At 70.9% G+C, this 22,851-nt stretch carries 20 protein-coding genes and 2 tRNA genes; 3 read left to right on the forward strand and 19 right to left on the reverse strand.

Features of this window, described 5'->3' with window-relative positions:
- Nucleotides 1-2: 2 nt before the first annotated feature.
- The 5 genes from IH68_RS0114355 to leuS form a co-directional block, all read right to left on the reverse strand.
- On the reverse strand, nucleotides 3-2,609 hold the full coding sequence (locus IH68_RS0114355; protein WP_030934212.1) for a ComEC/Rec2 family competence protein: 2,607 nt from the start codon (nucleotides 2,607-2,609) through the stop codon (nucleotides 3-5).
- On the reverse strand, nucleotides 2,606-3,655 hold the full coding sequence (locus IH68_RS53050) for a ComEA family DNA-binding protein (RefSeq protein WP_199931878.1): 1,050 nt from the start codon (nucleotides 3,653-3,655) through the stop codon (nucleotides 2,606-2,608). The genes IH68_RS0114355 and IH68_RS53050 overlap by 4 nt, the downstream gene beginning before the upstream one ends.
- Nucleotides 3,656-3,760: 105 nt before the next feature.
- Entirely contained in the window at nucleotides 3,761-4,606 is an 846-nt protein-coding gene (locus tag IH68_RS0114365) for a DegV family protein (RefSeq protein WP_030934218.1), read from the reverse strand.
- A 72-nt stretch (nucleotides 4,607-4,678) separates the two neighbouring features.
- Nucleotides 4,679-5,413 carry a hypothetical protein gene (locus IH68_RS0114370; RefSeq protein ID WP_030934222.1) on the reverse strand — a complete coding sequence of 245 codons (735 nt, stop codon included), beginning with the start codon at nucleotides 5,411-5,413 and terminating at the stop codon, nucleotides 4,679-4,681.
- 139 nt (nucleotides 5,414-5,552) lie between these two features.
- Entirely contained in the window at nucleotides 5,553-8,426 is a 2,874-nt protein-coding gene (gene leuS / locus IH68_RS0114375; protein WP_030934227.1) for a leucine--tRNA ligase, read from the reverse strand.
- A gap of 419 nt (nucleotides 8,427-8,845) precedes the next feature.
- Here leuS and IH68_RS0114380 point away from each other — a divergent pair, with 419 nt between their 5' ends.
- Together IH68_RS0114380 and IH68_RS0114385 are read left to right on the forward strand one after the other, a co-directional pair.
- Nucleotides 8,846-10,213 (forward strand): cytochrome b/b6 domain-containing protein, encoded by a 1,368-nt coding sequence (locus IH68_RS0114380; RefSeq protein WP_199931879.1) that lies wholly within the window; start codon nucleotides 8,846-8,848, stop codon nucleotides 10,211-10,213.
- Nucleotides 10,210-11,823, forward strand: a complete 1,614-nt coding sequence (locus IH68_RS0114385; protein WP_030934234.1) for an NADH-quinone oxidoreductase subunit NuoF family protein — start codon at nucleotides 10,210-10,212, stop codon at nucleotides 11,821-11,823. The genes IH68_RS0114380 and IH68_RS0114385 overlap by 4 nt, the downstream gene beginning before the upstream one ends.
- Before the next feature lie 111 nt (nucleotides 11,824-11,934).
- Here IH68_RS0114385 and IH68_RS0114390 read toward each other — a convergent pair.
- The 10 genes from IH68_RS0114390 to IH68_RS57080 form a co-directional block, all read right to left on the reverse strand.
- Nucleotides 11,935-12,007 (reverse strand) — tRNA-Ala (locus IH68_RS0114390).
- 105 nt (nucleotides 12,008-12,112) lie between these two features.
- Nucleotides 12,113-12,346: a hypothetical protein gene (locus IH68_RS0114395; protein WP_003976229.1), complete on the reverse strand. Its 234-nt coding sequence runs from the start codon at nucleotides 12,344-12,346 to the stop codon at nucleotides 12,113-12,115.
- Nucleotides 12,347-12,349: 3 nt separating this feature from the next.
- A complete protein-coding gene (locus IH68_RS55175; protein WP_107057459.1) occupies nucleotides 12,350-12,523 on the reverse strand; it encodes a hypothetical protein in 174 nt (57 codons plus the stop codon).
- A 207-nt stretch (nucleotides 12,524-12,730) separates the two neighbouring features.
- Nucleotides 12,731-12,803, reverse strand: a tRNA-Ala gene (locus tag IH68_RS0114405).
- Nucleotides 12,804-12,917: 114 nt separating this feature from the next.
- Nucleotides 12,918-13,589: a histidine phosphatase family protein gene (locus IH68_RS0114410; protein WP_030934236.1), complete on the reverse strand. Its 672-nt coding sequence runs from the start codon at nucleotides 13,587-13,589 to the stop codon at nucleotides 12,918-12,920.
- Nucleotides 13,589-14,032, reverse strand: coding sequence for a ribosome silencing factor (gene rsfS / locus IH68_RS0114415; protein WP_030934237.1), 444 nt, complete (start codon nucleotides 14,030-14,032; stop codon nucleotides 13,589-13,591). The genes IH68_RS0114410 and rsfS overlap by 1 nt, the downstream gene beginning before the upstream one ends.
- A 101-nt stretch (nucleotides 14,033-14,133) precedes the next feature.
- The gene (locus IH68_RS0114420) at nucleotides 14,134-15,846 is read right to left on the reverse strand and encodes an LCP family protein (protein WP_030934242.1); all 1,713 of its coding nucleotides are present in this window, start codon (nucleotides 15,844-15,846) and stop codon (nucleotides 14,134-14,136) included.
- 16 nt (nucleotides 15,847-15,862) lie between these two features.
- Complete coding sequence (gene nadD / locus IH68_RS0114425; RefSeq protein ID WP_030934249.1) at nucleotides 15,863-16,549, reverse strand: nicotinate-nucleotide adenylyltransferase; 687 nt, start codon at nucleotides 16,547-16,549, stop codon at nucleotides 15,863-15,865.
- 79 nt (nucleotides 16,550-16,628) lie between these two features.
- A complete protein-coding gene (locus IH68_RS57075) occupies nucleotides 16,629-16,793 on the reverse strand; it encodes a hypothetical protein (RefSeq protein ID WP_006376185.1) in 165 nt (54 codons plus the stop codon).
- Nucleotides 16,794-16,903: 110 nt separating this feature from the next.
- A complete protein-coding gene (locus IH68_RS57080; protein ID WP_030934254.1) occupies nucleotides 16,904-17,065 on the reverse strand; it encodes a hypothetical protein in 162 nt (53 codons plus the stop codon).
- A gap of 125 nt (nucleotides 17,066-17,190) precedes the next feature.
- Here IH68_RS57080 and IH68_RS0114440 point away from each other — a divergent pair, with 125 nt between their 5' ends.
- Entirely contained in the window at nucleotides 17,191-18,303 is a 1,113-nt protein-coding gene (locus IH68_RS0114440) for a M48 family metallopeptidase (RefSeq protein WP_030934257.1), read from the forward strand.
- A gap of 46 nt (nucleotides 18,304-18,349) precedes the next feature.
- On the opposite strand, the gene IH68_RS0114445 is transcribed toward IH68_RS0114440, so the two are convergent.
- From IH68_RS0114445 to IH68_RS0114460, 4 genes are all read right to left on the reverse strand, one after another.
- On the reverse strand, nucleotides 18,350-19,423 hold the full coding sequence (locus IH68_RS0114445) for a hypothetical protein (RefSeq protein WP_030934259.1): 1,074 nt from the start codon (nucleotides 19,421-19,423) through the stop codon (nucleotides 18,350-18,352).
- Nucleotides 19,424-19,535: 112 nt separating this feature from the next.
- Nucleotides 19,536-20,102 (reverse strand): hypothetical protein, encoded by a 567-nt coding sequence (locus IH68_RS0114450; protein WP_030934263.1) that lies wholly within the window; start codon nucleotides 20,100-20,102, stop codon nucleotides 19,536-19,538.
- Between the two features lie 106 nt (nucleotides 20,103-20,208).
- Entirely contained in the window at nucleotides 20,209-21,495 is a 1,287-nt protein-coding gene (locus IH68_RS0114455) for a glutamate-5-semialdehyde dehydrogenase (RefSeq protein WP_030934266.1), read from the reverse strand.
- 150 nt (nucleotides 21,496-21,645) lie between these two features.
- Nucleotides 21,646-22,098, reverse strand: a complete 453-nt coding sequence (locus IH68_RS0114460; protein WP_030934267.1) for a hypothetical protein — start codon at nucleotides 22,096-22,098, stop codon at nucleotides 21,646-21,648.
- Nucleotides 22,099-22,851: the final 753 nt, after the last annotated feature.

Consider the following 22,851-nt stretch of genomic DNA (forward strand, 5'->3'; position numbering starts at 1 on the left):
CCTCAGTCTCGCGCCACCCCCAGCTCCCTGCCTTCTCCCATGACCGCGAGGGCCCCGTCCCGATCCGTGCGCAGCACCACCGCGCCCTCGGCGCGCAGCGCCGCGACCGTGCTGGGAGCGGGGTGACCGTACATGTTGTGCTCCCCGCAACTGATCAACGCGATGCGCGGCGCCACTCTGCGCATCAGCTCCGGGTCCTGGTACGCCGAACCGTGATGGGCCACCTTGAGTACGTCCACACCGCCCAGCAGCGCACCCTGCGGCGATCTCAACAGCGCCTGCTGGGACGGGGGTTCGAGATCCCCGAGCAGCAGCAGCCGCAGTCCGCCCGATCTGGCGAGCAGGGCGACGCTGGCGTCGTTCGGGCCGTCCGGATCCGGTGCCGGGCGGGGCGGTGGCCACAGCACCTGCCAGGAGAGCGAACCGGTCCGGCGCTGCTCCCCTGCCACCGCGTGGGTGAGCGGGATGAGTCGTGCCGCCGCCTCCTTCCGTACGAACTGCACCTGGTCGGCGGGTTCTTCGAAGCCCGTCGTCTCGATCGCGCCCACCGAGCGTCCGCGCAGCACACCGGGCAGCCCTGCCACATGGTCGGCGTGGAAGTGAGTGAGCACGACCAGGGGGATCCTGGTGATGCCGAGCGTGCGCAGGCAGTGGTCGACGAGCGTGGGATCGGGCCCGGCGTCCACCACCACACCGCTGCCGTCCCCGGCCGCGAGCACCGTCGCGTCGCCCTGACCCACGTCGCACATGGCGAACCGCCACCCCGGCGGCGGCCACCCGGTGATCACTCTGGTCAACGGTGGCGGCTGCACGACGACGAGCACGAGCAGCACCCCGCAGGCAGCACACCACCACGGATGTCTCAGCAACCGTCGGCCGATCAGCAGCACGGTCACCGTGACCAGGGCGAGCAGCCCCGCCCCGCTCCAAGTGCCCGGCCAGTCCACTCCCCCGCCGGGCAGGGCGGCCCCCGTCCGGGCGATGCCCGCGATCCAGCCCGCCGGCCAACTCGCGCACCAGGCGAGCGCCTTGGCCATGGGCATCAGCACCGGCGCCGTCGCCAGCGCCGCGAAGCCCAGCACCGTGGCGGGCGCCACCGCGATCTCCGCGAGGAGGTTGCACGGCACCGCCACCAGACTCACCCGCGCCGACAGCACGGCGACGACCGGAGCGCACAACGCCTGCGCCGCGGCCGCCGCGGCCAGCCCCTCGGCCAGCCTCGGCGGGACCCGGCGCCTCCGCAGCGCCTCGCTCCAGCGGGGCGCGAGCGTGAGCAGGGCGCCGGTGGCCAGTACGGAGAGCAGGAAGCCGTAACTCCGGGCCAGCCAAGGGTCGTACAGCACGAGGAGCAGGACCGCCGTCGCCAGGGCCGGGACGAGCGATCTGCGGCGTCCGGTCGCCAGGGCCAGCAGTACGACGGCCCCGCAGGTCGCGGCCCGCAGCACGCTCGGATCCGGTCTGCACACGACCACGAAGGCGAGCGTGAGCGCTCCTCCGAGCAGCGCGGTCGTCCTGAGCGGGATGCCGAGCCGGGGGGCGAGTCCGCGGCGCTCCACCAGTTGTGCCGTGCCGGGTGGTCCGATGAGCAGGGCGAGGATGATCGTGAGGTTGCTCCCGGACACGGCGAGGGTGTGGGCGAGGTCGGTCTCCTTGAAGGCCTCGTCCAGCTCCGGGGTGACCCGCGAGGTGTCTCCGACGACCAGGCCGGGCAGCAACGCCCTGGCGTCCGCCGGCAGTCCGTCGGTCGCCTCCCGCAGACCGGCCCGCAACCGCCCCGCGAACCGCTGCACCCCCGACGGCCCGCCCACCGCCTCCGGCACGGTCTTCCCCCGCACCCGCAGCACGGCCGCGACCCGGTCGCCTTCGACCGCAGCGGGCGCCAACCGCGCAACGACCCGCACCCGAGTGGAGGGCAACAGGTCGAGCCAGGGCGACCGTGGTGGCCTCTCGGCTGAGGTCTCTCCTCCGGAACCACGTGCCCCCGCGTCGACGATGACCAACACGGGCGCCCGCGTCACCGCCGCCGTCCCGTCCGCCTTCTCCACCCGCTGCACCTCCCCCTCGATCAGCACGGAGGTCGGTGCGACATGGTCCCCGCTGATCCGGGGCCGGCTGAGCCGTGGGTCGGAGGTGACCTCGACCTCGGCGGTCACGGTGGCGTACTGCCGCGCCAGATCCGGCACGGGGCCACGCCGGACGTCCGCACCGTGCAGCCCCGCAGACACGGCGGCCGCAGCGACGCAGAGCAGAACGGCGGCGAGGGAGAGCCGCGGCCACGCTGCACGCACCGGTCGACCGCCCGCAGGCGAAACCCGGCCGACGGGCACAGACACCGGTGCCGACTGCTCGGGCACGAGCCCGCCGCCCGCTGCCCGTCTCCGCACGAGCAGCAGCACACCGGCCGCGACGAGGCACACCACCGATGTGCTCAGGACCCATACCGCCGTCGCGTCCAGCATCACCGCAGCCGTCGCCCAGACCGCGAGCGCGGGCGGTACGAGACGCAGGTCCGTGGGTCCTTCCTGTCGGGGGTGGGCGGCTCCGAGCCGTCCTGAGGAGGCGGCGTGGACGGCCGCGCGCCGGGCCCGGAGATCCGGAGCGCGCCTCATGGCCGTACGAGATTCCGGAGATCGGAAAAGCGGCGGTCGCCGATTCCGTTGACCTCACGCAGCTCGTCCACCGAGCGGAAACCGCCGTGCTGAGTGCGGTAGTCGACGATGTGCTGGGCCAGGACGGGCCCGACGCCCGGCAGGGTGTCCAGCTGGTCCACGGTGGCGGTGTTGAGGGGGACCGGAGCGGCGGGTGCGGCGCCCGCCGCCGAACCTGCCGGGCCACCGGGGGCCGCACCGGGCGCCGGGGCGGCGGGACCGCCGACGATCACCTGCTCCCCGTCCACGAGGAAACGGGCCCGGTTCAGCCCCTCGGTGCTCGTGCCGGGACGCACCCCACCGGCGGCGCGCAATGCGTCGGCGACGCGTGAACCGGCGGGCAGGCGATGAATCCCGGGCTCGCGGACCTTGCCGCTGACGTCCACGACGATCTCGGCCCCGGCCGTGCCTGCGGCATTCGGCGCCACGGGTGAAGCGTCCGGCCCTGGCGGGCCGCTCCCCTTCCGTTCGGCGAAGGGAGCCGCCGCCCGCACCACGTCGGGCGCCCGCACGGACTGTGTCCGCCCGGCCCAGAAGTGCTGAACGGCGAACACCGCGGCAACGACGAGCAGCGCCGTGAGCGCGACCACGCTCCGCCGCTCCAGCCCACACCTCGCCTGCAGCCACAGCGGCATCCGCTCCCGCAGCGCAAGCCCGGCCCGAGCTCGCCAGACCTCCCCGGTCGGCACCTCAGGGCCCGCGGCTGCTCCTGCGCCCCATGGAAAATCCGGGCCCGCAGCCCCTTCTTCGCGTGGCGGAACCTCGCGCTCGTCGTCCTCCTCCTCCACAGACCGCACGGGCGGCCCCGCCCCTGACTCCCGCCACTCACCGGCGCGTTCGGGGAACAACACCTCCGCACGCCGACGGAGATCCTCCGCCGATGCATGCCGGTGCCGGGCTCGGCTGCGCACCGGCGGGCGACGGTTGCGGACCCGGCTGTCGGAAGCGGGTCCCCGCCCCGGGCCGCTGGAGACGGTCGCTGTACGTGAACGTGATCGAAGTGCCATGCGACGAGGATCGGGCACCCGCCGATTTCGCGATGATCTTGCTCAATTCCCGGGGACTACTGCCCAGTTGTGGATAACTTCGTCACCCGCACGGGTGCGGAAGCGTCACCGCGGCGAGACCACGACCCCCAGCAGCCCTGGCCCGGTGTGCGCCCCGATCACCGCCCCCACCTCACTCACATGCAGGTCGGCCAGCCCGGGCACCCGGGCCCGCAGCCGGTCCGCGAGGGCCGACGCCCGCTCGGGGGCGGCGAGATGGTGGACGGCGATGTCGACCTGGGCGCTGCCGGCGCGGTCGGCCGCGATCTCCTCCAGGCGGGCGATCGCCCTCGACGCCGTACGGACCTTCTCCAGGAGTTCGATACGGCCGCCGTCCAGCTGCAGCAGCGGCTTCACGGCGAGCGCGGAGCCCAGCAGCGCCTGCGCGGCGCCGATCCGGCCGCCGCGGCGCAGATAGTCGAGGGTGTCGACGTAGAAGTAGGCGGACGTGCCGGAGGCCCGCTTCTCGGCGGCCGTGACGGCCTCGTCCACCGTGCCGCCCGCCTCCGCCGCCTCCGCTGCGGCGAGCGTGCAGAACCCGAGCGCCATCGCGACCGCCCCGGTGTCCACCACCCGCACCGGCACCGGCGCCTCACGCGCCGCGAGGACCGCTGCGTCGTACGTGCCCGACAGTTCGGCGGAGAGGTGGAGGGAGACGATGCCGGTGGCGCCGGACTCCGCGATCTTGCGGTAGGTCTCGGCGAAGAGCTGGGGGCTGGGGCGCGAGGTGGTGACGGGGCGGCGCTTCTGGAGTGCCTGGGCCAGGGAGCGCGTCGAGATCTCGGTGCCCTCGTCCAGTGCCTGGTCGCCGAGGACCACGGTCAGGGGCACCGCTGTGATGCCGTGGCGCTCCATCGTCCGCGGCGGCAGGTAGGCCGTTGAATCGGTGACGATCGCGACATGGCGGGACATGAGCTGGAGGTTACCTGCCGTAGCGCCGGGACGGCAGCCCGGCCCCTCTCACCTGGTCTGCCCTTGACCGGATCAAGTAGTGCTCTCGGGACGGGGTTTCTTCTGCCAGGGGTAGGCGGGCCGCCTTCCCGGCGGGGTGATGGCGGGCCGCGCCGGCTCCTCGGCACTCCCGGAGCGGCGTCCCTCGGGCCAGGTCTGCCGGGATGCCCCCGCGTCGGCGGCGGGGGCCTCGGGCCACGGCGGCGGGGTCTGCGCAGGCTCCGCTTTCGTCCAGTGCCGCAGGGCTCCCGCCTCGACGTCTATCTGCGTGCTCAGCGAGTCCAGGTCGTCGTCGGCGAAGCGGCGGGCCCGGTCGCGGGCCGCCCAGCGCAGTGCGTCCGCCGACTGAACGATGCGCTCGGTGCGCTCGCGCAGGGCGGGCAGCCGCTCGGCGAGCGTCGTGCGGTCCGGTTCGGCCTCCAGGCGCTTGAGTTCGCCGTCCAGTTCGTGCCCGTGCGCGCTGAGGCGCTCGAAGAGGCCCAGGGACTCCTTGAGGGACTCGTCCTCGGCCACGCCCGCGTGCAGTGCGTCCTGCGTGGCCCGCATCGACGTGCGCAGCTTCAGCCGCAGTTGGGCCAGTTCGCCCGCCGCTCCGGGCTGGGCGAAGGACTTGGCCCGCAGGGTGTGGTCCTCGACCGTGCGGCGGGCCTGGGTGATCGTGCGGTCCACGCCGCGCTTGGCGGCGCCGACGGCCTTCACCGCGGCGTAGGTGCCGAGTACCAGGAAGAGCACGAAGAGCAGGGCGAACACTGCGATCACTGCTTCCACCGCTCCTCCTCCGACGGCCGCGACACTCCCCGTGTCGCTCTTCCACGGTAAACGAGGCGGGCAGGCCCGGAGTTCCAGAAGAACCCCGAACCTGCCCGTAGGGGACTACCCCGAGGCGTTCACCTCGGACGGTGGGCGGCTATGCCGGAACGATGTTGACCAGCTTCGGCGCCCGCACGATCACCTTGCGGATCCCGGCGCCGTCCAGCGCCGCGACGACCTTCTCGTCGGCCAGCGCGACCTTCTCCAGCTCCTCCTCGGAGATGGCCGGCGAGACCTCCAGCCGCGCCTTGACCTTGCCCTTGATCTGCACCACGCAGGTCACGGACTCGTCGACCACGTACGCCGGGTCGGCGACCGGCAGGTCCTGGTGGACCACCGAGTCGGTGTGGCCCAGCTTGCGCCACAGCTCCTCGGCAATGTGCGGGGCCAGCGGGGCGACCAGCAGCACCAGGGCATCGGCGACCGAGCGCGGCACCGCGCCGCCCGCCTTGGTCAGGTGGTTGTTCAGCTCGGTGATCTTGGCGATGGCGGTGTTGAAGCGCAGGCCCTCCAGGTCCTGGCGGACGCCGTCGATCGCCTTGTGCAGGGCGCGCAGCGTCTCCTCGTCGGGCTCGGTGTCGACGACGGTGACCTCGCCGGTCGTCTCGTCGACGACGTTGCGCCACAGCCGCTGCAGCAGCCGGAACTGACCCACCACCGCGCGCGTGTCCCACGGCCGCGACACGTCCAGCGGGCCCATCGCCATCTCGTACAGACGCAGGGTGTCGGCACCGTACTCGGCGGCGATCTCGTCCGGAGTGACCGCGTTCTTCAGGGACTTGCCCATCTTGCCCAGCAGCCGGGAGACCTTCTCGCCCTGGTAGTAGTAGGCGCCCTCGATCTCCTCCACCTCGGCGGCCGGCACCGCGATGCCACGGCTGTCCCGGTACACGTAGGCCTGGATCATGCCCTGGTTGAACAGCTTGTGGAACGGCTCCGCGGAGGAGACGTGCCCCAGGTCGAACAGGACCTTGGACCAGAAGCGCGCGTACAGCAGGTGCAGCACGGCGTGCTCGGCGCCGCCGACATACAGGTCGACACCGCCGTGCGGCTGGCCCTCGCGCGGGCCCATCCAGTACTGCTCGATCTCCGGGTCGACCAGCTGCTCGCTGTTGTGCGGGTCCAGGTAGCGCAGCTCGTACCAGCAGGAACCGGCCCAGTTGGGCATGGTGTTGGTCTCGCGGCGGTACCGCTTCGGGCCGTCGCCCAGGTCCAGGGTGACGTTGACCCAGTCCTCGTTGCGGGACAGCGGCGTCTCCGGGGACGTGTTCGCGTCGTCCGGGTCGAAGGTGCGCGGCGAGTAGTCCTCGACCTCCGGCAGCTCCAGCGGCAGCATCGACTCGGGCAGCGAGTGGGCGATGCCGTCCTCGTCGTAGACGATCGGGAAGGGCTCGCCCCAGTAGCGCTGGCGGCTGAACAGCCAGTCGCGCAGGCGGAAGTTGACGGTGCCCTCGCCGATGCCCTTGCGCGCCAGCCACTCGGTGATGCGCGCCTTGGCCTCGACGACGCCCAGGCCGTCCAGGGAGATGTCGTCGTTGGACGAGTTGATGATCTTCGCCTCGTACGCGGAGAAGGCGTTCTCCCACGTCGAGGTGTCGGTGCCCCGCTCGTCGGTCGGCTCGACGATGCAGGGGATCGGCAGCTCGAAGGCGCGCGCGAACTCGAAGTCACGCTGGTCGCCGCAGGGTACGGCCATGATCGCGCCGGTGCCGTAGCCCATCAGGACGTAGTCGGCGATGAAGACGGGGACCTGCTCGCCGTTGACCGGGTTGGTCGCGTACGCGCCGATGAAGACGCCCGTCTTGTCCTTGGCCTCGGCCTGCCGCTCGACGTCGGACTTCGAGGCGGCCTGCGCGCGGTAGTCCGCGACGGCCTCGGCGGGCGTCGCGTGACCGCCGGTCCACACCTCGTGCGTGCCCTCGGGCCAGGCGGCCGGGGTGAACTTCTCGACCAGCGGGTGCTCGGGGGCCAGCACCATGTAGCTCGCGCCGAACAGGGTGTCGGGGCGCGTGGTGAAGACCGTGATGCGCTCGCCGTCGATCGGGAAGTCGACACGGGCGCCCTCGGAGCGGCCGATCCAGTTGCGCTGCTGCAGCTTGATGGCCTCGGGCCAGTCCAGCGCCTCCAGGTCGTCCAGCAGCCGGTCGGCGTACGCGGTGATCCGCATGTTCCACTGGCGCAGTTTGGCCTTGAAGACCGGGAAGTTGCCGCGCTCGGAGCGCCCGTCGGCGGTGACCTCCTCGTTGGCCAGCACGGTGCCCAGGCCGGGGCACCAGTTGACCGGCGCGTCCGAGGCGTACGCCAGGCGGAAGTCGCCCAGGACGTCGGCACGCTCCGTGGCGCTCAGCTCGTGCCACGCGCGCGTGTGTCCCGGTACGGCGCGCTCACCGGTCTCGAACTGGGCGATCAGCTCGGAGATCGGGCGGGCCTTGTCCGCCTCGTCGTCGTACCAGGAGTTGAAGATCTGCAGGAAGATCCACTGGGTCCACTTGTAGTAGTCCGGGTCGATCGTGGCGAACGACCGGCGCTTGTCGTGGCCCAGACCCAGCCGGCGCAGCTGGGCCTTCATGTTCTCGATGTTGGCCTCGGTGGACACACGCGGGTGCGTGCCGGTCTGCACGGCGTACTGCTCGGCGGGCAGGCCGAAGGCGTCGAAGCCCAGGGTGTGCAGGACGTTGTGGCCGGTCATGCGCTGGAAGCGTGCGAAGACGTCGGTGGCGATGTACCCCAGGGGGTGGCCGACGTGCAGGCCCGCACCCGAGGGGTACGGGAACATGTCCATGATGAACTTCTTGGGCCGGGCGACGACCTCGGGGTCACCGGCCAGGTCGCCCTTGGGGTTCGGCGCCGCATAGGTGCCCTCGGCGTCCCAGAAGTCCTGCCAGCGTGCTTCGATCTCGGCCGCGACGGCGGCCGTGTAGCGGTGCGGCGCTGCCGCCTCGGCGGCGGCAGCGGGGTTCGTCTCGCTCATGATCCTTAAGCTCCATCGATCGTCTCTGCCAGCAGCGGTGTCGTTCGAGAAACGAAAAATCCCCTCGCACAGGAGGGGACGCCGCGCCGATTCCGACCATCCGATTCGCCCGGTGGTCGGGACTGATCAGCGCGGCCCGCTAAGCAGAAGGCGTACAGCACGCATGGCGTTAGGGTACCGCAGCGCTTGAGCACGATGCGACGCGCTTCCGTATGGGTCCTTGGCACCACTGTCATCACCCGACAAAAGCTGGACCAAGGTCAAAAGTTACTTCGCGTAACACGCACTACCGGGACATCGCAACGAGCGCGTTGTCCTTAGATAACAACGCAATAACTCAAACCTCGTACCGATCGGTATGGAGCCACTTAGAGTTCGGCAGCGGGACCGCCTTCCCGAACTGCTTCGGAGTTGCCCCCATGAACCCTCGTCGTAGTAACACCTCGCTCCCCAAGCCGGGCCGGTCGGCCTATGGGGTGGCGTCGGCTGTCGTACTGCTGCTCATACCCGTCGTCGTGCTCCTCGGAGGCGGCTGGCTGCAACAGTTCCTGAACTTCGGTGCGGGCGTCCTCTCGCTCGTCTGCCTCACCTGCTCGGTGATCTGGGGACTGGTGGCTCAGGACCGGCTCATCCTGAACACCCGCCAGCGGATCCTGGCCCAGGGAATCCACCGCGTGACGGCCGTCGGCTCGATCGCGTTCCTGCTGGTGCACATCACCGTCAAGCTGGCGCTGGACCACACGGTGCTGATCGCCGCGCTGATCCCCTTCAGTCTCGGCGTCAAGGGCAGCGCGGGCCTCATCGGACTCGGCTCGCTGGCCGGGCTGCTCATGATCTTCGTGGGCATCACCGGCGCCCTGCGCAACCAGTTCGCCTCCCCGGCGCCGGTCGCGGCGCGCTGGCGCGCCATGCACGCGCTGGCCTACCCGGCCTGGTGCTCGGCGCTGGTCCACGGCCTGTTCGCGGGCCGCGCGGCGAAGCCGTTCTTCATGATCTCCTACGAGCTGTGCCTGGTCGCGGTGGCCGGAGCGCTCGCCCTGCGGGCGGCTCCCCGGCCGTTCAAGCGCAGGGTCGCCGACCGGCTCGCCGAGCTCCTGGGCAACGAGCCGGGCTCGGGCCGCGCCGAGGAGCTCGAAGCGAGCCGCGCACGGGTCGGCGAGACCTCCTCCGCACTGCCGGGCTACGAGAACGCGCGGGCGCCGAAGCCGTCCCCCGCCGACACGATGACGACGCCCGCAGCTCCCTACTACGACGCTCCCGCCGCCCGCACCATGACCCCGGAGCCCGCGAACGGCTTCGCGGCCGCCTATCGCGCCGTCACGCCCCAGCAGCGCGGCCAGCAGTCCTACGGGGCCGACCAGACCGCCCGTATGGACCTGCCCATGGACATGCAGCCCACGGAGTCGATCCCGCGCATGGACGGCGGCGGCAGCACCTCCGGCAGCTGGCCCGTCCCCACGCCCCCGCCGGTCGGCGAGGCGCCTCCGTCGGCGTACGACCCGATGCAGGACACCGGATACAACATCCCGGCCTACGGCAGTCCCGGCACAGGCGGGGACCCCATGCAGGACACCGGATACAACATCCCGGCCTATGGCAATCCGGGCGCCAATGGCTACGGCGGAAGTGACATGTACGACACCGGTGAGACGAACACCCTCTACGGCACGTACAACCCGAACGACACGTACAACAGCGGTCCCGCCAATGAACCAATGCCCGGTGAGTCGTTCGACGCGCCGGGTTCGGGCGAACCTTGGAACACGCCTTCCGGAGGCTATAGGTGAACGAGGCCCTGCCCGACGTCCCAGAAGTCCGCGTGGTCGGACTTCCGCAGCTCACGTCTGGCTTCGACCTTGTCGAAAGACTTGATCTGCCCATGCACCTCAAGGTGCACGGGCCGCTCGAACCGCTCGGCGGCGAGCAGCTCGCGAAGCTCGCCGAGAACATCAACCTGAAGGGCCGCGGCGGCGCGGGCTTCCCCTTCCACAAGAAGCTGCGCTCGGTCGCCGAAGCGGCGATCAAGCGCGGTGTACGGCCGGTCGTCGTCGTCAACGGAAGCGAGGACGAGCCGGCCTGCCGCAAGGACACGGTGCTGATCAACCGTGCCCCGCACCTCATCCTGGACGGCGCTCTGCTGGTCGCGGAGGCGCTGGGTGCCCGCACGCTCGTGGTGGGGGTCACCCGTGAGTCGACACAGCGCTCGATGGAGGCCGCGCTCGCCGAACGCGGCCTGAGCAACGGCCGCCGGTCGGTTCTACGCGCGCGCGTGCAGCGCAATCCCATCCGCATGGTGACCGGAGCGGCGGCCTCCCTGATCCGCTCCATCGACGGCGGCCCGGCGATCCCGCCCGGCCGCAAGGTCAGCGCCTCCCAGAACGGCGTCGGCGGCGCACCCACCCTGCTGTCGAACGCCGAGACCTTCGCCCAGCTGGCGATCGCCGCCCGCATCGGCCCGGAGCGCTACGGCAACACCGGTCTGTACGACGAGCCGGGCACCGTCATGCTGACCGTCTCCGGCGCGGTCGCCCGCCCCATGGTGATCGAGGTCCCCACGGGCGTCCCGCTGCGCTACGTCCTCCAGCTCGCCGGCGCCCCGCCGGTCCCCCAGGGCGTGCTGACGGGCGGCTACCACGGCAAGTGGATCGACGCGGCGACGGTCAACGAGGCGATCGTCTCCCGCAACTCCCTCGACGCGGTGGGCGGTGCGCTCGGTGCCGGCGCGATCCTGCCGATCAGTCAGGAGACCTGCCCGCTGGGCGAGTCGCTGCGCGTGGCGCAGTGGCTGGCCGAGGAGAGCGCGGGCCAGTGCGGCCCCTGCTACCTCGGTCTGCCGGCCGCCGCGCGCGGCATGGCGGACATCCTCAACGGCGGCGGCCCGGCCGCCCTGGAGGCGCTCAAGCAGGTCGCCAAGAACGTGAAGCGGCGCGGCGCGTGCTCGCACCCGGACGGCTCCGCGATGTTCCTGGAGTCGACCATCAAGGCGTTCACCGACGACCTGGCCGCGCATGTCCTCGGAAACGGCTGCGGGAGGCCCGTGGAGGGCGTTCTGCCGCTCTTCGAGGGCGGTCAGATGCCCACGGGCATCCCGGGCGGCGGCGAGCCCGTGGAGAACGGCCCCAGCCGTCAGAAGATCTACGTCGACTGGACCCTGTGCCGCGGCCACGGCCTGTGCGCGGACATCCTCCCGGAGGTCTTCGAACTCGGCGCCGACGGCTTCCCGACCGTCGCCCAGGCCCAGGTGCCGCGCTACGCGGAGGCCAAGGCCCTGCGCGCGGTGCGCCGTTGCCCGGCGCTCGCCCTGCGCATCGAGGAGGAGACACCCCGGGACCGGGCGCCCTCCCGCAACCTCCCGGTGCTGTCGCAGGGCCGCGGGCGGCGCGCACTTGGCCGCTGAGCCGACGTCAGGAGGGGGGCCGCCCGCACCGGGCGGCCCCCCTCCCGCACAATTGCCCCCGAAAACACGAAGATCCCGCCGGATCGAAACGATCTGGCGGGATCTTGATTGTGGAGCTAAGGAGAATTGAACTCCTGACCTCCTGCATGCCATGCAGGCGCTCTACCAACTGAGCTATAGCCCCTTGCTTGGTCCTCCGGGGTTTCCCCCGGCGGCGACGCCAACATTACACGGTCCACCGGGTGGAACACCAAATCGTTTCCGTCGGCCCCGGGCAGGGACGACGGCGTCAAGCAGTGACGAAGGAGTAGAACCGCTTGAGCGTGCAGTGCTCTTCCAGGAGGCGGCCGTAGATCGGCTCGCCCTCCAGCTCACGGTACGTCTCGATCGGGTCGCCCTTTATGATCAGCGCCCGCGCGCATTCCTCGCACCAGTACTGGTAGTCGGGGTTGACCGGCTCCATGTCTCGGACGATCGGCGTACCGCTGCCGCACCAGTCGCACTTTCGCCTGTGTGCACCCATCGATCAGCTCCAGCTGTGGCCGCAGGCCGTGCACACGTAGGAGATTCCGCCGTTGTCGCCGAGGACTTGGGCGACATGGACGGAACCGCAGGAAGGGCAGCTCAGACGGGTGACCGTGTCCCGTGTCGACGCCGCTTCGAGGAGGTGGCCGACCTCCTCGAGGATGCTCGCAGGCATCACTGCTCCCTCCCGTCGGGCCGCGCCCCCTTCCGGCCGTTTGATTCTGCCACGGCCGGACCAATACGGTCAGCGACGCCTCAGTACCAGTCCGGACACGGCGCCTTCGCAGAGGTATACGCCTGCGGGCCCGAAGTGACTCAAGCCGGTGCCGGAACACGAAAAAACCCGTCCCCTGTGGGGACGGGATCTTCGTCGACCGATCTGTGGAGCTAAGGAGAATTGAACTCCTGACCTCCTGCATGCCATGCAGGCGCTCTACCAACTGAGCTATAGCCCCTCGCCATGCGGCGGAGCCGCATGTTGTCACGTCCCGCTCGGCGGGGCGAACGAGTAGAACTCTAGCCTGCGACCTGCCGGAAAGTGAAATCCGGGTGTGCGGACCGCCGGGGCGTCAGTCGTCGTCGCCGAGCACCGGCTCCGGGAGCGTGCCGGCGTTGTGCTCCAGCAGGCGCCAGCCGCGGGCGCCCTCGCCCAGGACGGACCAGCAGCAGTTGGAGAGACCGCCCAGGCTCTCCCAGTGGCGGGCCTCCAGGCCCAGGAGGCGTCCGATGGTGGTGCGGATCGTCCCGCCGTGGCTGACCACGACGAGCGTGCCGTCGTCGGGGAGCTTCTCGGCGTGCCGCAGCACCACCGGGGCGGCCCGCTCGGCCACCTCGGTCTCCAGTTCGCCGCCGCCGCGGCGGACCGGCTCACCGCGCTTCCACGCGGCGTACTCGTCGCCGTAGCGCTCGATGATCTCCTGGTGCGTCAGCCCCTGCCAGACGCCCGCGTAGGTCTCGCGCAGGCCCTCGTCGTGGGTGACGTCCAGGCCGGTGAGCACGGCGAGCTCGGCCGCGGTGTTCGCGGCGCGCTGGAGGTCGGAGGCGACGATCGCGTGGGGCTTGAGGGAGACGAGCAGCCGGGCGGCGCGGCGGGCCTGGGCGAGGCCCGCCTCGGTGAGTGCGACGTCCGTGCTGCCCTGGAAGCGGCGCTCCACGTTCCAGGAGGTCTGGCCGTGGCGCCACAGGATGACGCGGCGGCCGCGGCCTGCCCGGCCGGCGGACACCTCACCGGTGGCGCTCATCACCACTCACCGCCCAGGTCGGCCGCCTCCTCGGCAGCCTGCAGCTTGGCGTGCTCCTCTGCCTTGCCGCGGGTGGCCTTCGCGTCGGCGGGCAGCTCCAGCTCGGGGCAGTCCTTCCACAGCCGCTCCAGGGCGTAGAAGACACGCTCCTCGCTGTGCTGGACGTGGACGACGATGTCGACGTAGTCGAGCAGGACCCAGCGGGCCTCGCGGTCGCCCTCGCGGCGCACCGGCTTGGCGCCGAGCTCCTTGGCGAGCCGCTCCTCGATCTCGTCGACGATCGACTTGACCTGGCGGTCGTTGGGTGCGGAGGCCAGCAGGAAGGCGTCCGTGATCGACAGGACGTCGCTGACGTCGTAGGCGATGATGTCGTGCGCGAGCTTGTCGGCGGCCGCCTGCGCGGCGGTGGTGATGAGCTCGAGAGAGCGGTCAGTGGCGGTCACTACGTGGCTTTCCGGTCGGCGGTCACTTGACACCAAGGGTCTCACGGACCGCCGACAGCACCCCACGTGATTAAGGGATCACGTGGGGCGGCCCCGGTCGGCTAGGACGACGACGGCTTGTAGTTCTGGCCGAGGATCACGGAGACGTTCGCGTTGCCGGTGACCTTGCCCTTGGTGACCGAGGCGGCGGGGAGGCCCAGGGTCTTGGCGACCTCGGTGGCGTTCTCCTTGTCGGCGGCGTCGGCGTAGACGACCTTGGACGTGGCCGACGGGGCCGAGGCGGTGCCGCCCTCCAGGAAGGTGAAGCCGCCGTTGAGAAGGACGACGCGGACCTTCTCTGTGTTGTCCTTCACACCGCTGGCGTTCTGCACGGAGACCCGGACCGCGGCGCCCTGGTCGGGGCTCTTCGCGGTGCCGCCGAGGACGTCCTTGACCACACTGGCACTGGCCTGCTCGCTCATCGTGCCGTCGTTCTGGACCGGCAGCAGGGCGGTCTTGTAGTCGCCGCCCTTGGCGAGGTCCGCGAGCTTGGCGAGGAAGGTGCCGAGGTCCTTGTCGGTCAGGGACGGGTCCAGGATCTGCGCCAGCGTCTGCACGGTGGTCGTCGCCGCCGTCGGGTCGGAGGACAGCTTGCGCAGCGTGGCCTGCATGACCTGGCCGAACCGCTCCAGCTGGGCGTTCTGGGCCTCGCCGGAGGCACGGTAGGTGGCGTAGGCGACGGCCATCTTGCCGCTGAGGGTCTGGTCCCTGCCCTTGTGGACGAGGGGCGCGGCGCCCTTCTTGGTCGCGTCCGGGTCGGGTACGTCGGCGTTGGTGTCGACGTCGATGTTGCCGACGAGGTCGACGAGGTTCTGCAGGTAGGGGGTGTCCAGCCGCCAGGTGCCCTCGATGTTGGTGCCGAGGACGGTGTCGAGGGCGTCGCGGGTGCCGGAGGAGCCGTCGTCGTCGACCGACTTGGCGAGGGTGGAGGTGTTGCCGTCGTCGTCCGTCAGGGCAAGGGAGTTGGGCAGCAGGACGGTGGTGCCCTGCTTGGTGGTGGTGTTGTCGACGAGCAGCGCCGTGGAGGTGCCGCCCTTCTTGGTGTTGTGCAGGTGGACCACGATCACGTCGCGGTTCTGGGCGCCCGCGGCCGTCGCGGTGCCGCCCTTCTTGGAGTCGGGCGAAGACAGGCCCGGCAGCTTCCCGGCGTACCAGAGGTAGCCGACGCCGCCGACCGCGACCAGCGCCAGGACCACGACGAGGGCGATCATGCGGCTGCGGGCGCGGCGCTTGGCCTCCTCGCGGCGCTCGGTGCGGTTCTCGGTGAAGTTCAGCCAGTCGATGACGTCTTCGGAGTCGGCGTCGGGGTCCTCGACGAAGGCGAACTGCTCGGTGCGGTAGTCCCGGTCGGGGCGGAGCGGGGCCTTCTCGCTCTGGGCCGGCTCGGCCGGGCCGGCCTGCTGCGGAATGTAGGCGGTCTGCTCGGCGACGACCCGGGGTTGCTGACCACTGGCCGCGGCCTGCCCGTAGGGGTCGTACGGCGCCCCCGGCGCACCGCTGTGGTGCGAACCGGTGCCGTAGGGGTCGTAGGAGGGCACGGGAGGCTGCTGGCCCGTGCCGTAGGGGTCGTACTGCTGGGGGACCGGCTGCTGGCTGCCGGTGGCGTAGGGGTCGTACCCGTAGCCCTGCTGCTGCGGGTACGGGTCGTACGGCTGCTGGGGAGCCTGCTGCGGCGCGGTCTGCCGGTAGACGGGCCGGCCGTACTCGTCGTAGCCGACGAGTTCGTACTGGTCCTCGTGGTCGCCGCCGTAGCCCGCGTCGTATCGGTCGTTCACCGGTGCCCCTCTCGGCTCACTCGCCGCGGTACAGCTCGCGCTTGTCGATGTAGCGCACGACTCCGTCCGGCACCATGTACCAGATGGGGTCCCCCTTGGCGACTCTCGCACGGCAGTCGGTGGAGGAGATGGCCAGTGCAGGAACCTCCACGAGAGAGACACCGCCCTCCGGGAGACCGTGGTCGGTCAGGTGGTGGCCGGGGCGGGTGACCCCGATGAAGTGCGCGAGGGAGAACAGTTCCTCGCTGTCCCGCCAGGTCAGCAGCTGGGCGAGGGCGTCGGCGCCGGTGATGAAGAACAGGTCCGTGTCGGGGTTGAGCGCGCGCAGGTCGCGCAGGGTGTCGACCGTGTAGGTGGGGCCGCCGCGGTCGATGTCGATACGGCTCACCGAGAACTGCGGGTTCTCGGCGGTCGCGATGACCGTCATCAGATAGCGGTCCTCGGCCGGGGAGACATGGCGGTGGGACTTCTGCCAGGGCTGTCCGGTCGGGACGAACACCACCTCGTCCAGGTGGAACTGCGCGGCGACCTCACTGGCCGCCACGAGGTGCCCGTGGTGGATCGGGTCGAACGTTCCGCCCATGACGCCCAGGCGGCGCTTGCCCGGGTTCGACGGCCCGTTGCCGGGGCCGCTCGTCGGGCGGTGTTCCGTGCCGATCGCCGCGTCCTTCGCCGGACCGGTAGGCATGTCCTGCTCTCCCATGCGTGCAGACCCTACCGGCCCGGCCTGAGGGCACCGGCCCGAGGATGCCCGGAGTGCCCGGCTATGGGCACCGGGTGCCTCAGCGGTCGCGGTTGAATCGGGTGGTGATCCACAGCAGGAGCAGCAGGATGAACAGGGCTCCGCCGCCGGTGACGTAGGGGCTGAGGCTCTCGTGGTTGCCGCCGTGCTCCTCGCCCTCTGCGGCAAGGGTGACCAACTGGGCTGCGGCGCTGTGGAAGCTCATCTTCGGCAGGACCTATCCGGTGAGGGCGGGATAAAGAGTTCGGCCCATCGTAAGCGGGGGCCGAAGCGGCGATCACCCCGACTCCGCTGTCGGGGAACCCCGGGCGATCGTCAGTCGTCCTTCTGCTTGTAGCCCCGCAACAGGAACCACCCGGTCAGCGCACAACCCACCATCATCACGATGAGTACGACCCGGAGCAGATTCCCCGGCCCTTGGTGCTGGGCGGCGCTCGTGGCCTCGGCGAGCCAGGAGGCTGCGGGGGTGTGCTCCATGGTTTTGGACTCCTTCGGTGTAGTGCCCGTCCACGGTAACTCCGCCTAGGCTGGGGCTCGCTTCGGGGGCGCAAAGGGCCGCACAAGGGTCCGCAAAGGGCCACTACACGCACATGGGGGAAGACATGTCCGACGACGGCCACGAGCACAACGGACACGAGAACGTACCGAGCAGGCAGCGCAGGCGTTTCCCCGGGATCTCCTCGCGTGCGTACGAGCACCCGGCGGACCGCTCCGCGCTGGTGGCGCTGCGCAAGCTGAGCGGCTTCGACACGGTGTTCAAGGCGCTCAGCGGGCTGCTGCCCGAGCGCAGCCTCAGGCTGCTGTTCCTGTCCGACTCGGTGCGCGTCTCGGACCAGCAGTTCGCCCACCTCAACGACATGCTGCGGGACGCCTGTTACATCCTGGATCTGGAGAAGGTCCCGCCGATGTACGTCAACCAGGATCCGCAGCCGAACGCGATGTGCATCGGCCTGGATCAGCCGATCATCGTCGTCACCACCGGGCTCGTCGAGCTGCTCGACGAGGAGGAGATGCGGGCGGTCGTCGGCCACGAGGTGGGCCACGCCCTGTCCGGGCACGCGGTGTACCGCACGATCCTGCTGTTCCTGACCAACCTGGCGGTCCGGGTCGCCTGGATCCCGCTGGGGACCATCGCGATCATGGCGATCGTGACGGCGCTGCGCGAGTGGTTCCGCAAGTCGGAGCTGTCCGCGGACCGGGCGGGGCTGCTGGCCGGCCAGGATCTGCAGGCCTCGATGCGCGGCCTGATGAAGATCGCGGGCGGCAACCATCTGCACGAGATGAACGTGGACGCGTTCCTCAAGCAGGCCGAGGAGTACGAGGAGGGCGGCGACCTGCGCGACTCCGTGCTGAAGATCCTGAACCTGCTGCCGCGGTCCCACCCGTTCACCACCATCCGGGCGGCCGAGCTGAAGAAGTGGTCCGAGTCCCGGGACTACCAGCGGATCATGGACGGCCACTACCCGCGGCGCACCGAGGACAAGGACACCTCGGTCTCGGACTCGTTCCGGGAGTCCGCGGCCAGCTACGCCAGCAATGTGAAGAGCTCCAAGGACCCGCTGATGAAGCTGGTCAGCGACATCGCCGGCGGGGCCGGGGGCATCGGCGGGCGGGTGCGGCGCGGGTTCGACGGCTTCACGAGCTCGGCTCCCTCGCAGGAGCAGCCGCCGCAGGACGAGCCGCCCACGGACACACCGCCCCGGGACGAGGACTGACCCGACGGTTCGAGGCCGGCGGGGACCGCGGCGCCCCGCCGGTCGCTCACACCTTGGGCTGCGCGCTGGTCGCGAGTGAGCCGCACAGGGCCGTGGCGCCGCCTGTGGCGTAGGGGTCGGTGCCTGCGGGGCCGCCCGCCTTGGCCGTCTGTCCTGCGAGCAGCGGGTGGAAGTGGTTCGTGGAGTCCTCGGCGCAGGACAGCGGGCCGGCCTGGACGTAGGAGATGACGAGCTGGGCCTGGTGCAGGCGCAGGTCTTCTCGGTCGAAGCGGAAGTGCAGCTCGCGCCGGACGGTGAACAGGGAGGCCTGGGCCTTGGCGTCGGCGCCGGTCGGCTTCAGCGCGTACACGAAGGTGTGGTCGGCGCTGACCTCGAGGGTGGCGGAGTCGGTCTCGGCGGCCTGCAGCGTGCCCTGGACCCGGATCCTGCCGTCGGCGAGCTGGGCGCGGGTCTGGTCGAAGCGAACCAGCCATCCGGTGGGCTGGTGCCGGCCGTCGGCCGTCGGGCGCTCGAAACTCTGGTCGAACTGGTCGAGTTGGCTGCCGTCGAGCAGGACGCGTGCGGCGCGGACGTCCTGGCTGCTGAGCACCTCGGGGTAGAGCGAGGAACGGACTATGTAGTCCTTGGCGGTGGTCAGGGCGGCCACCACCTGGCTGTCCGAGAAGTGCGCGGTGCGCCGCGCGGCGGGCAGCGGTATGCCCTCGGCGCCGATGCGGAACTGCGCGGCGGGGCTGTGCGCGTACAGGTACTCGGGATCGGCCGCGCCCGGCACCTTGCCCTGTGGGGAGAGCGGTATGACGGTCATCCGCAGGGGCTCGACGGGCTGCCGGGCGGCGGAGCTCTGGTAGGGGTGCCGTACACCCATGTAGATGGCGGTGCCGAAGGCCACCGCTATCAGCAGGACCAGGACCAGCGCCTGGCGGGACAGGCCTCTGCGCAGCGGCGGGCGGCGGCGCACGGCGGGCGCGTGGTCGGCCATGCGCTCCTGCGCGGAGAACTCCTGGAGGCGGGCAGCGCGGACGAACGACTCGTCGAAGACGACGGATCGGTATTCGTCCTCTCCTCCACCGCCGGGGGCGCCGTCGGGTGTCCCCTCAGGTGGCTCTCCAGGCCCTCCCATATATTCAGGGTAGGTCGCCGGAAGCCCCGGTAAACGCCCTGGTACACGACAAGTTCTGACAGGTTCTCACCAGGTTCGAAAGTGAGCGCGAAGGGGGCGTTCGCGCCGCCGCTCAGGGAGTCGGCGGGATGACCGAAAGCGCCGGCTGAGAGTTGTCGGCGGAGGCGGAGGGCGGCGCGGCGCTGCCCTGTTCCAGGCCGGTCGAGGCGGGCGGCGGCACCTGGTCCCGGCTGCCCGAGGAGGCGCCGCGGTAGACCGCGGTGAAGGCCAGCGCGACCATGCCTATGCCCATCACGAGGGCGAGCACCCAGGCGACGGGGCGGTGCCAGCGGACCTGCTTTCCGTACGTCCCCGGGGCGCCGTAGCGGCCTTCCAGGATGTCGGTGTCGTCCGGGTCGTCGAGCTCGGGATCATGGCCGAAACCGGAGGGTTCGTATCCCTCCTCGTACCGCTCGCCCCTGCCGTGGGCCCGGCGCGCTTCCGCCTCGGAGGCCTCCGCTCTCGCCTGCGCGGCGGCAAGGAGGCGTTCGACGGCGGTCGGCTCGTGCACCACGGCCGCCCGTACGAAGGCCTCGTCGAAGACCACGGAGGCGAACTCTTCGTCCGACACCCCGCGGTCGTGGTCGTCGTCGGGCTCCCAGCCGTCAGGGAACGGCGTGCCCCCCACGTCCTCCGGCACGGGATCCAGAGTAGACCTGGGGGGTCAATTTGGGCAGACGGTATGGAAATTCATCCGCCTTGTGAGACACCTCTCGTGCGGCACACCCGCCCGGGAGGGCTCGGTCTCAGCGCCGGATGTGTCCGTCGCCGGTGACGATGTACTTGGTGCTCGTCAGCTCCGGCAGCCCCATCGGGCCGCGTGCGTGCAGCTTCTGCGTGGAGATGCCGATCTCCGCACCGAAACCGAACTGGCCGCCGTCGGTGAAGCGGGTGGAGGCGTTCACGGCGACGGTGGTGGAGTCGACGAGCTGGGTGAAGCGGCGGGCGGCCTGCTGCGAGGTCGTCACGATCGCCTCGGTGTGACCGGAGGTCCACAGCCGGATGTGCTCGACGGCCTTGTCCAGGGAGTCGACGACGGCGGCGGCGATGTCGTAGGAGAGGTACTCGGTGTCCCAGTCCTCCGGCGTCGCCTCGACGACGGTCGCCTTGGAGTCCTTCGCGTACGCCAGCACGCGCGGGTCGGCGTGCACGGTCACGCCGGCCTCGGCGAGGGCGTCCAGGGCACGCGGCAGGAACTCAGGGGCGATGTCCTGGTGGACCAGGAGGGTCTCGGCGGCGTTGCACACGCTGACCCGCTGGGCCTTGGAGTTGATCAGGATGTCGATCGCCATGTCGAGGTCGGCGTGGGCGTCGACGTAGACGTGGCAGTTGCCGGTGCCGGTCTCGATGACCGGGACGATGGACTCCGAGACGACGGTCTGGATGAGCGAGGCGCCGCCCCGGGGAATCAGCACGTCGACGAGACCCCGGGCGCGCATCAGCTCGCGCACGCTCTCGCGGCCCTCGCCGGGTACGAGCTGTACGGCGTCGGCGGGCAGACCGGCGCCGCCGACGGCGTCCCGGATGACCCGGACGAGGGCGGTGTTCGACTCGTAGGCGGAGGCCGAGCCGCGCAGCAGGACCGCGTTGCCGGACTTCAGGCAGAGGGCCGCGGCGTCGACGGTGACGTTCGGGCGGGCCTCGTAGATGATGCCGACCACGCCGAGCGGGACGCGGACCTGGCGCAGGTCGATGCCGTTCGGGAGGGTCGAGCCGCGGACGACCTCGCCGACCGGGTCGGGCAGGGCGACGACGTCACGCACGTCCGAGGCGATGGCACGCACCCGCTCCGGGGTGAGCGTCAGCCGGTCGATGATGGCCTCGCTGGTGCCGGCCTCACGGGCCTTGGCGATGTCCTTGGCGTTGGCCTCGACGATCTCGCTCGTACGGACCTCCAGGGCGTCCGCGATGGCGGCCAGCGCGTCGTCCTTGACCGCGCGCGGCAGCGGGGCGAGGTCGGCGGCGGCGGCCTTGGCGCGGTAGGCGGCCCGGTTGACCGGGGACATGGAGTCGTACGGCGAAAGCGTGGTCATGAAGGAAGGGTAGTGCGCCGGAGGGGCCCGTCCACCGCGCATTCCAAACCCCGAGACGCGCGACTTTTGCGCCTAAACCGGCGCCGCTCTCGCGGATGTGGTTGCTCGCCGTGGGGGTTCCTCAATTAGTGGTTACGGTCCGTGGTCGGATCAAAAGGGATGTACGCCGACAGGCGTTGCGGGCGCCGGGCCGTACCCCTCGGCGATCCGCTGGTGGTAGGTCTCGCGGTCGATGACCTCCAGGCCGACGATCTCCCAGGGCGGCAGCTTGGCGGTCTGGCGGTGCTCGCCCCACAGGCGCAGGGCGACGGCGGCCGCGTCGTGCAGGTCGCGGGCCTCTTCCCAGTAGCGGATCTCCGCGTGGTCGCCCGCGTACCGACTGGTCAGCAGAAAGGGGTGGTCGTGGGCGAGCTGCTCGAGGCCGCGCCGCACCTCGTGCAGGGGAGCCTCCTCGCCGGAGACGCTGAGGGTGACATGCCACAGGCGCGGCAGGTCGGCCGGCTCCTCGTACCGGTCGCCGGCCGCGACACTGGTCAGGGCGCGCTCCTCGCCGGCCGCGCGGGAGGGGGCGCCGTCGCGGGACGCCGCCGCCCCAGGGCGCACTCGTCTCACGACGGCCTCCTTCACGCAGTGATCGACTGGCGGACGTGCGGAATGTATCCCTGAGACAAAGTTGAGCAGGCCGCAAGGGCTCATGGGGCGGTTTTGCGGAACGTCCACCTCAGGACGGGCCGATTTTCAGGGCGTTCCCCTTGTTTTCGGCCGGGCGGGCGTCGGGGGGTCTCGGGGGGAGACAGTCGGCCGGGGGGCAGGGCCCCTGGAGGACGGAGTCGGTCGGGGCCGGGGGCGTGGCGGTCTCTCGAGGGCTGCGGAGTCGGCCGGGGGCCTGTGGTGTCCCCAGGGGGAAGACAGTCCTCCGGGGGCCGGGGGGTGCCCCGGAGGGAAGGCAGTCGGCCGGAAGCCGGAGAGCGTCCCCCCGGAGGGAGCGGAGTCGGCCGAGAGCCGGAGGGCGTCCCGATGGAGGAACGCAATCGGCCGGAAGCGGGGGGCGTCCCCCTGGAGGAACACAGTCGGCCGGAAGCGGGGGGGGCGTCCCCCTGGAGGAACACAGTCGGCCGGAAGCGGAGGGCGTCCCCCTGGAGGCCACGCACTCGACCGAGCGCTGATAGAGCAGCCCCGGAGGCAAAACACTCGCCCGAGAGCCGAAGAGCATCCCCCGGAGCCAACGCACTCGCCCGAGAGGCGGAGGGCGTCTTCCGGGAGAAAGCAGCGCCCGGGGCCCGGGACTGTCCCCCGGAGAAAGCAGCAGCCGACAGCCCCATTGTTTCCTCCCCCGGGAGGAAACAACGGCCAGCA

The sequence above is a fragment of the Streptomyces sp. NRRL S-646 genome, from assembly GCF_000720765.1.
Classification (GTDB): domain Bacteria; phylum Actinomycetota; class Actinomycetes; order Streptomycetales; family Streptomycetaceae; genus Streptomyces.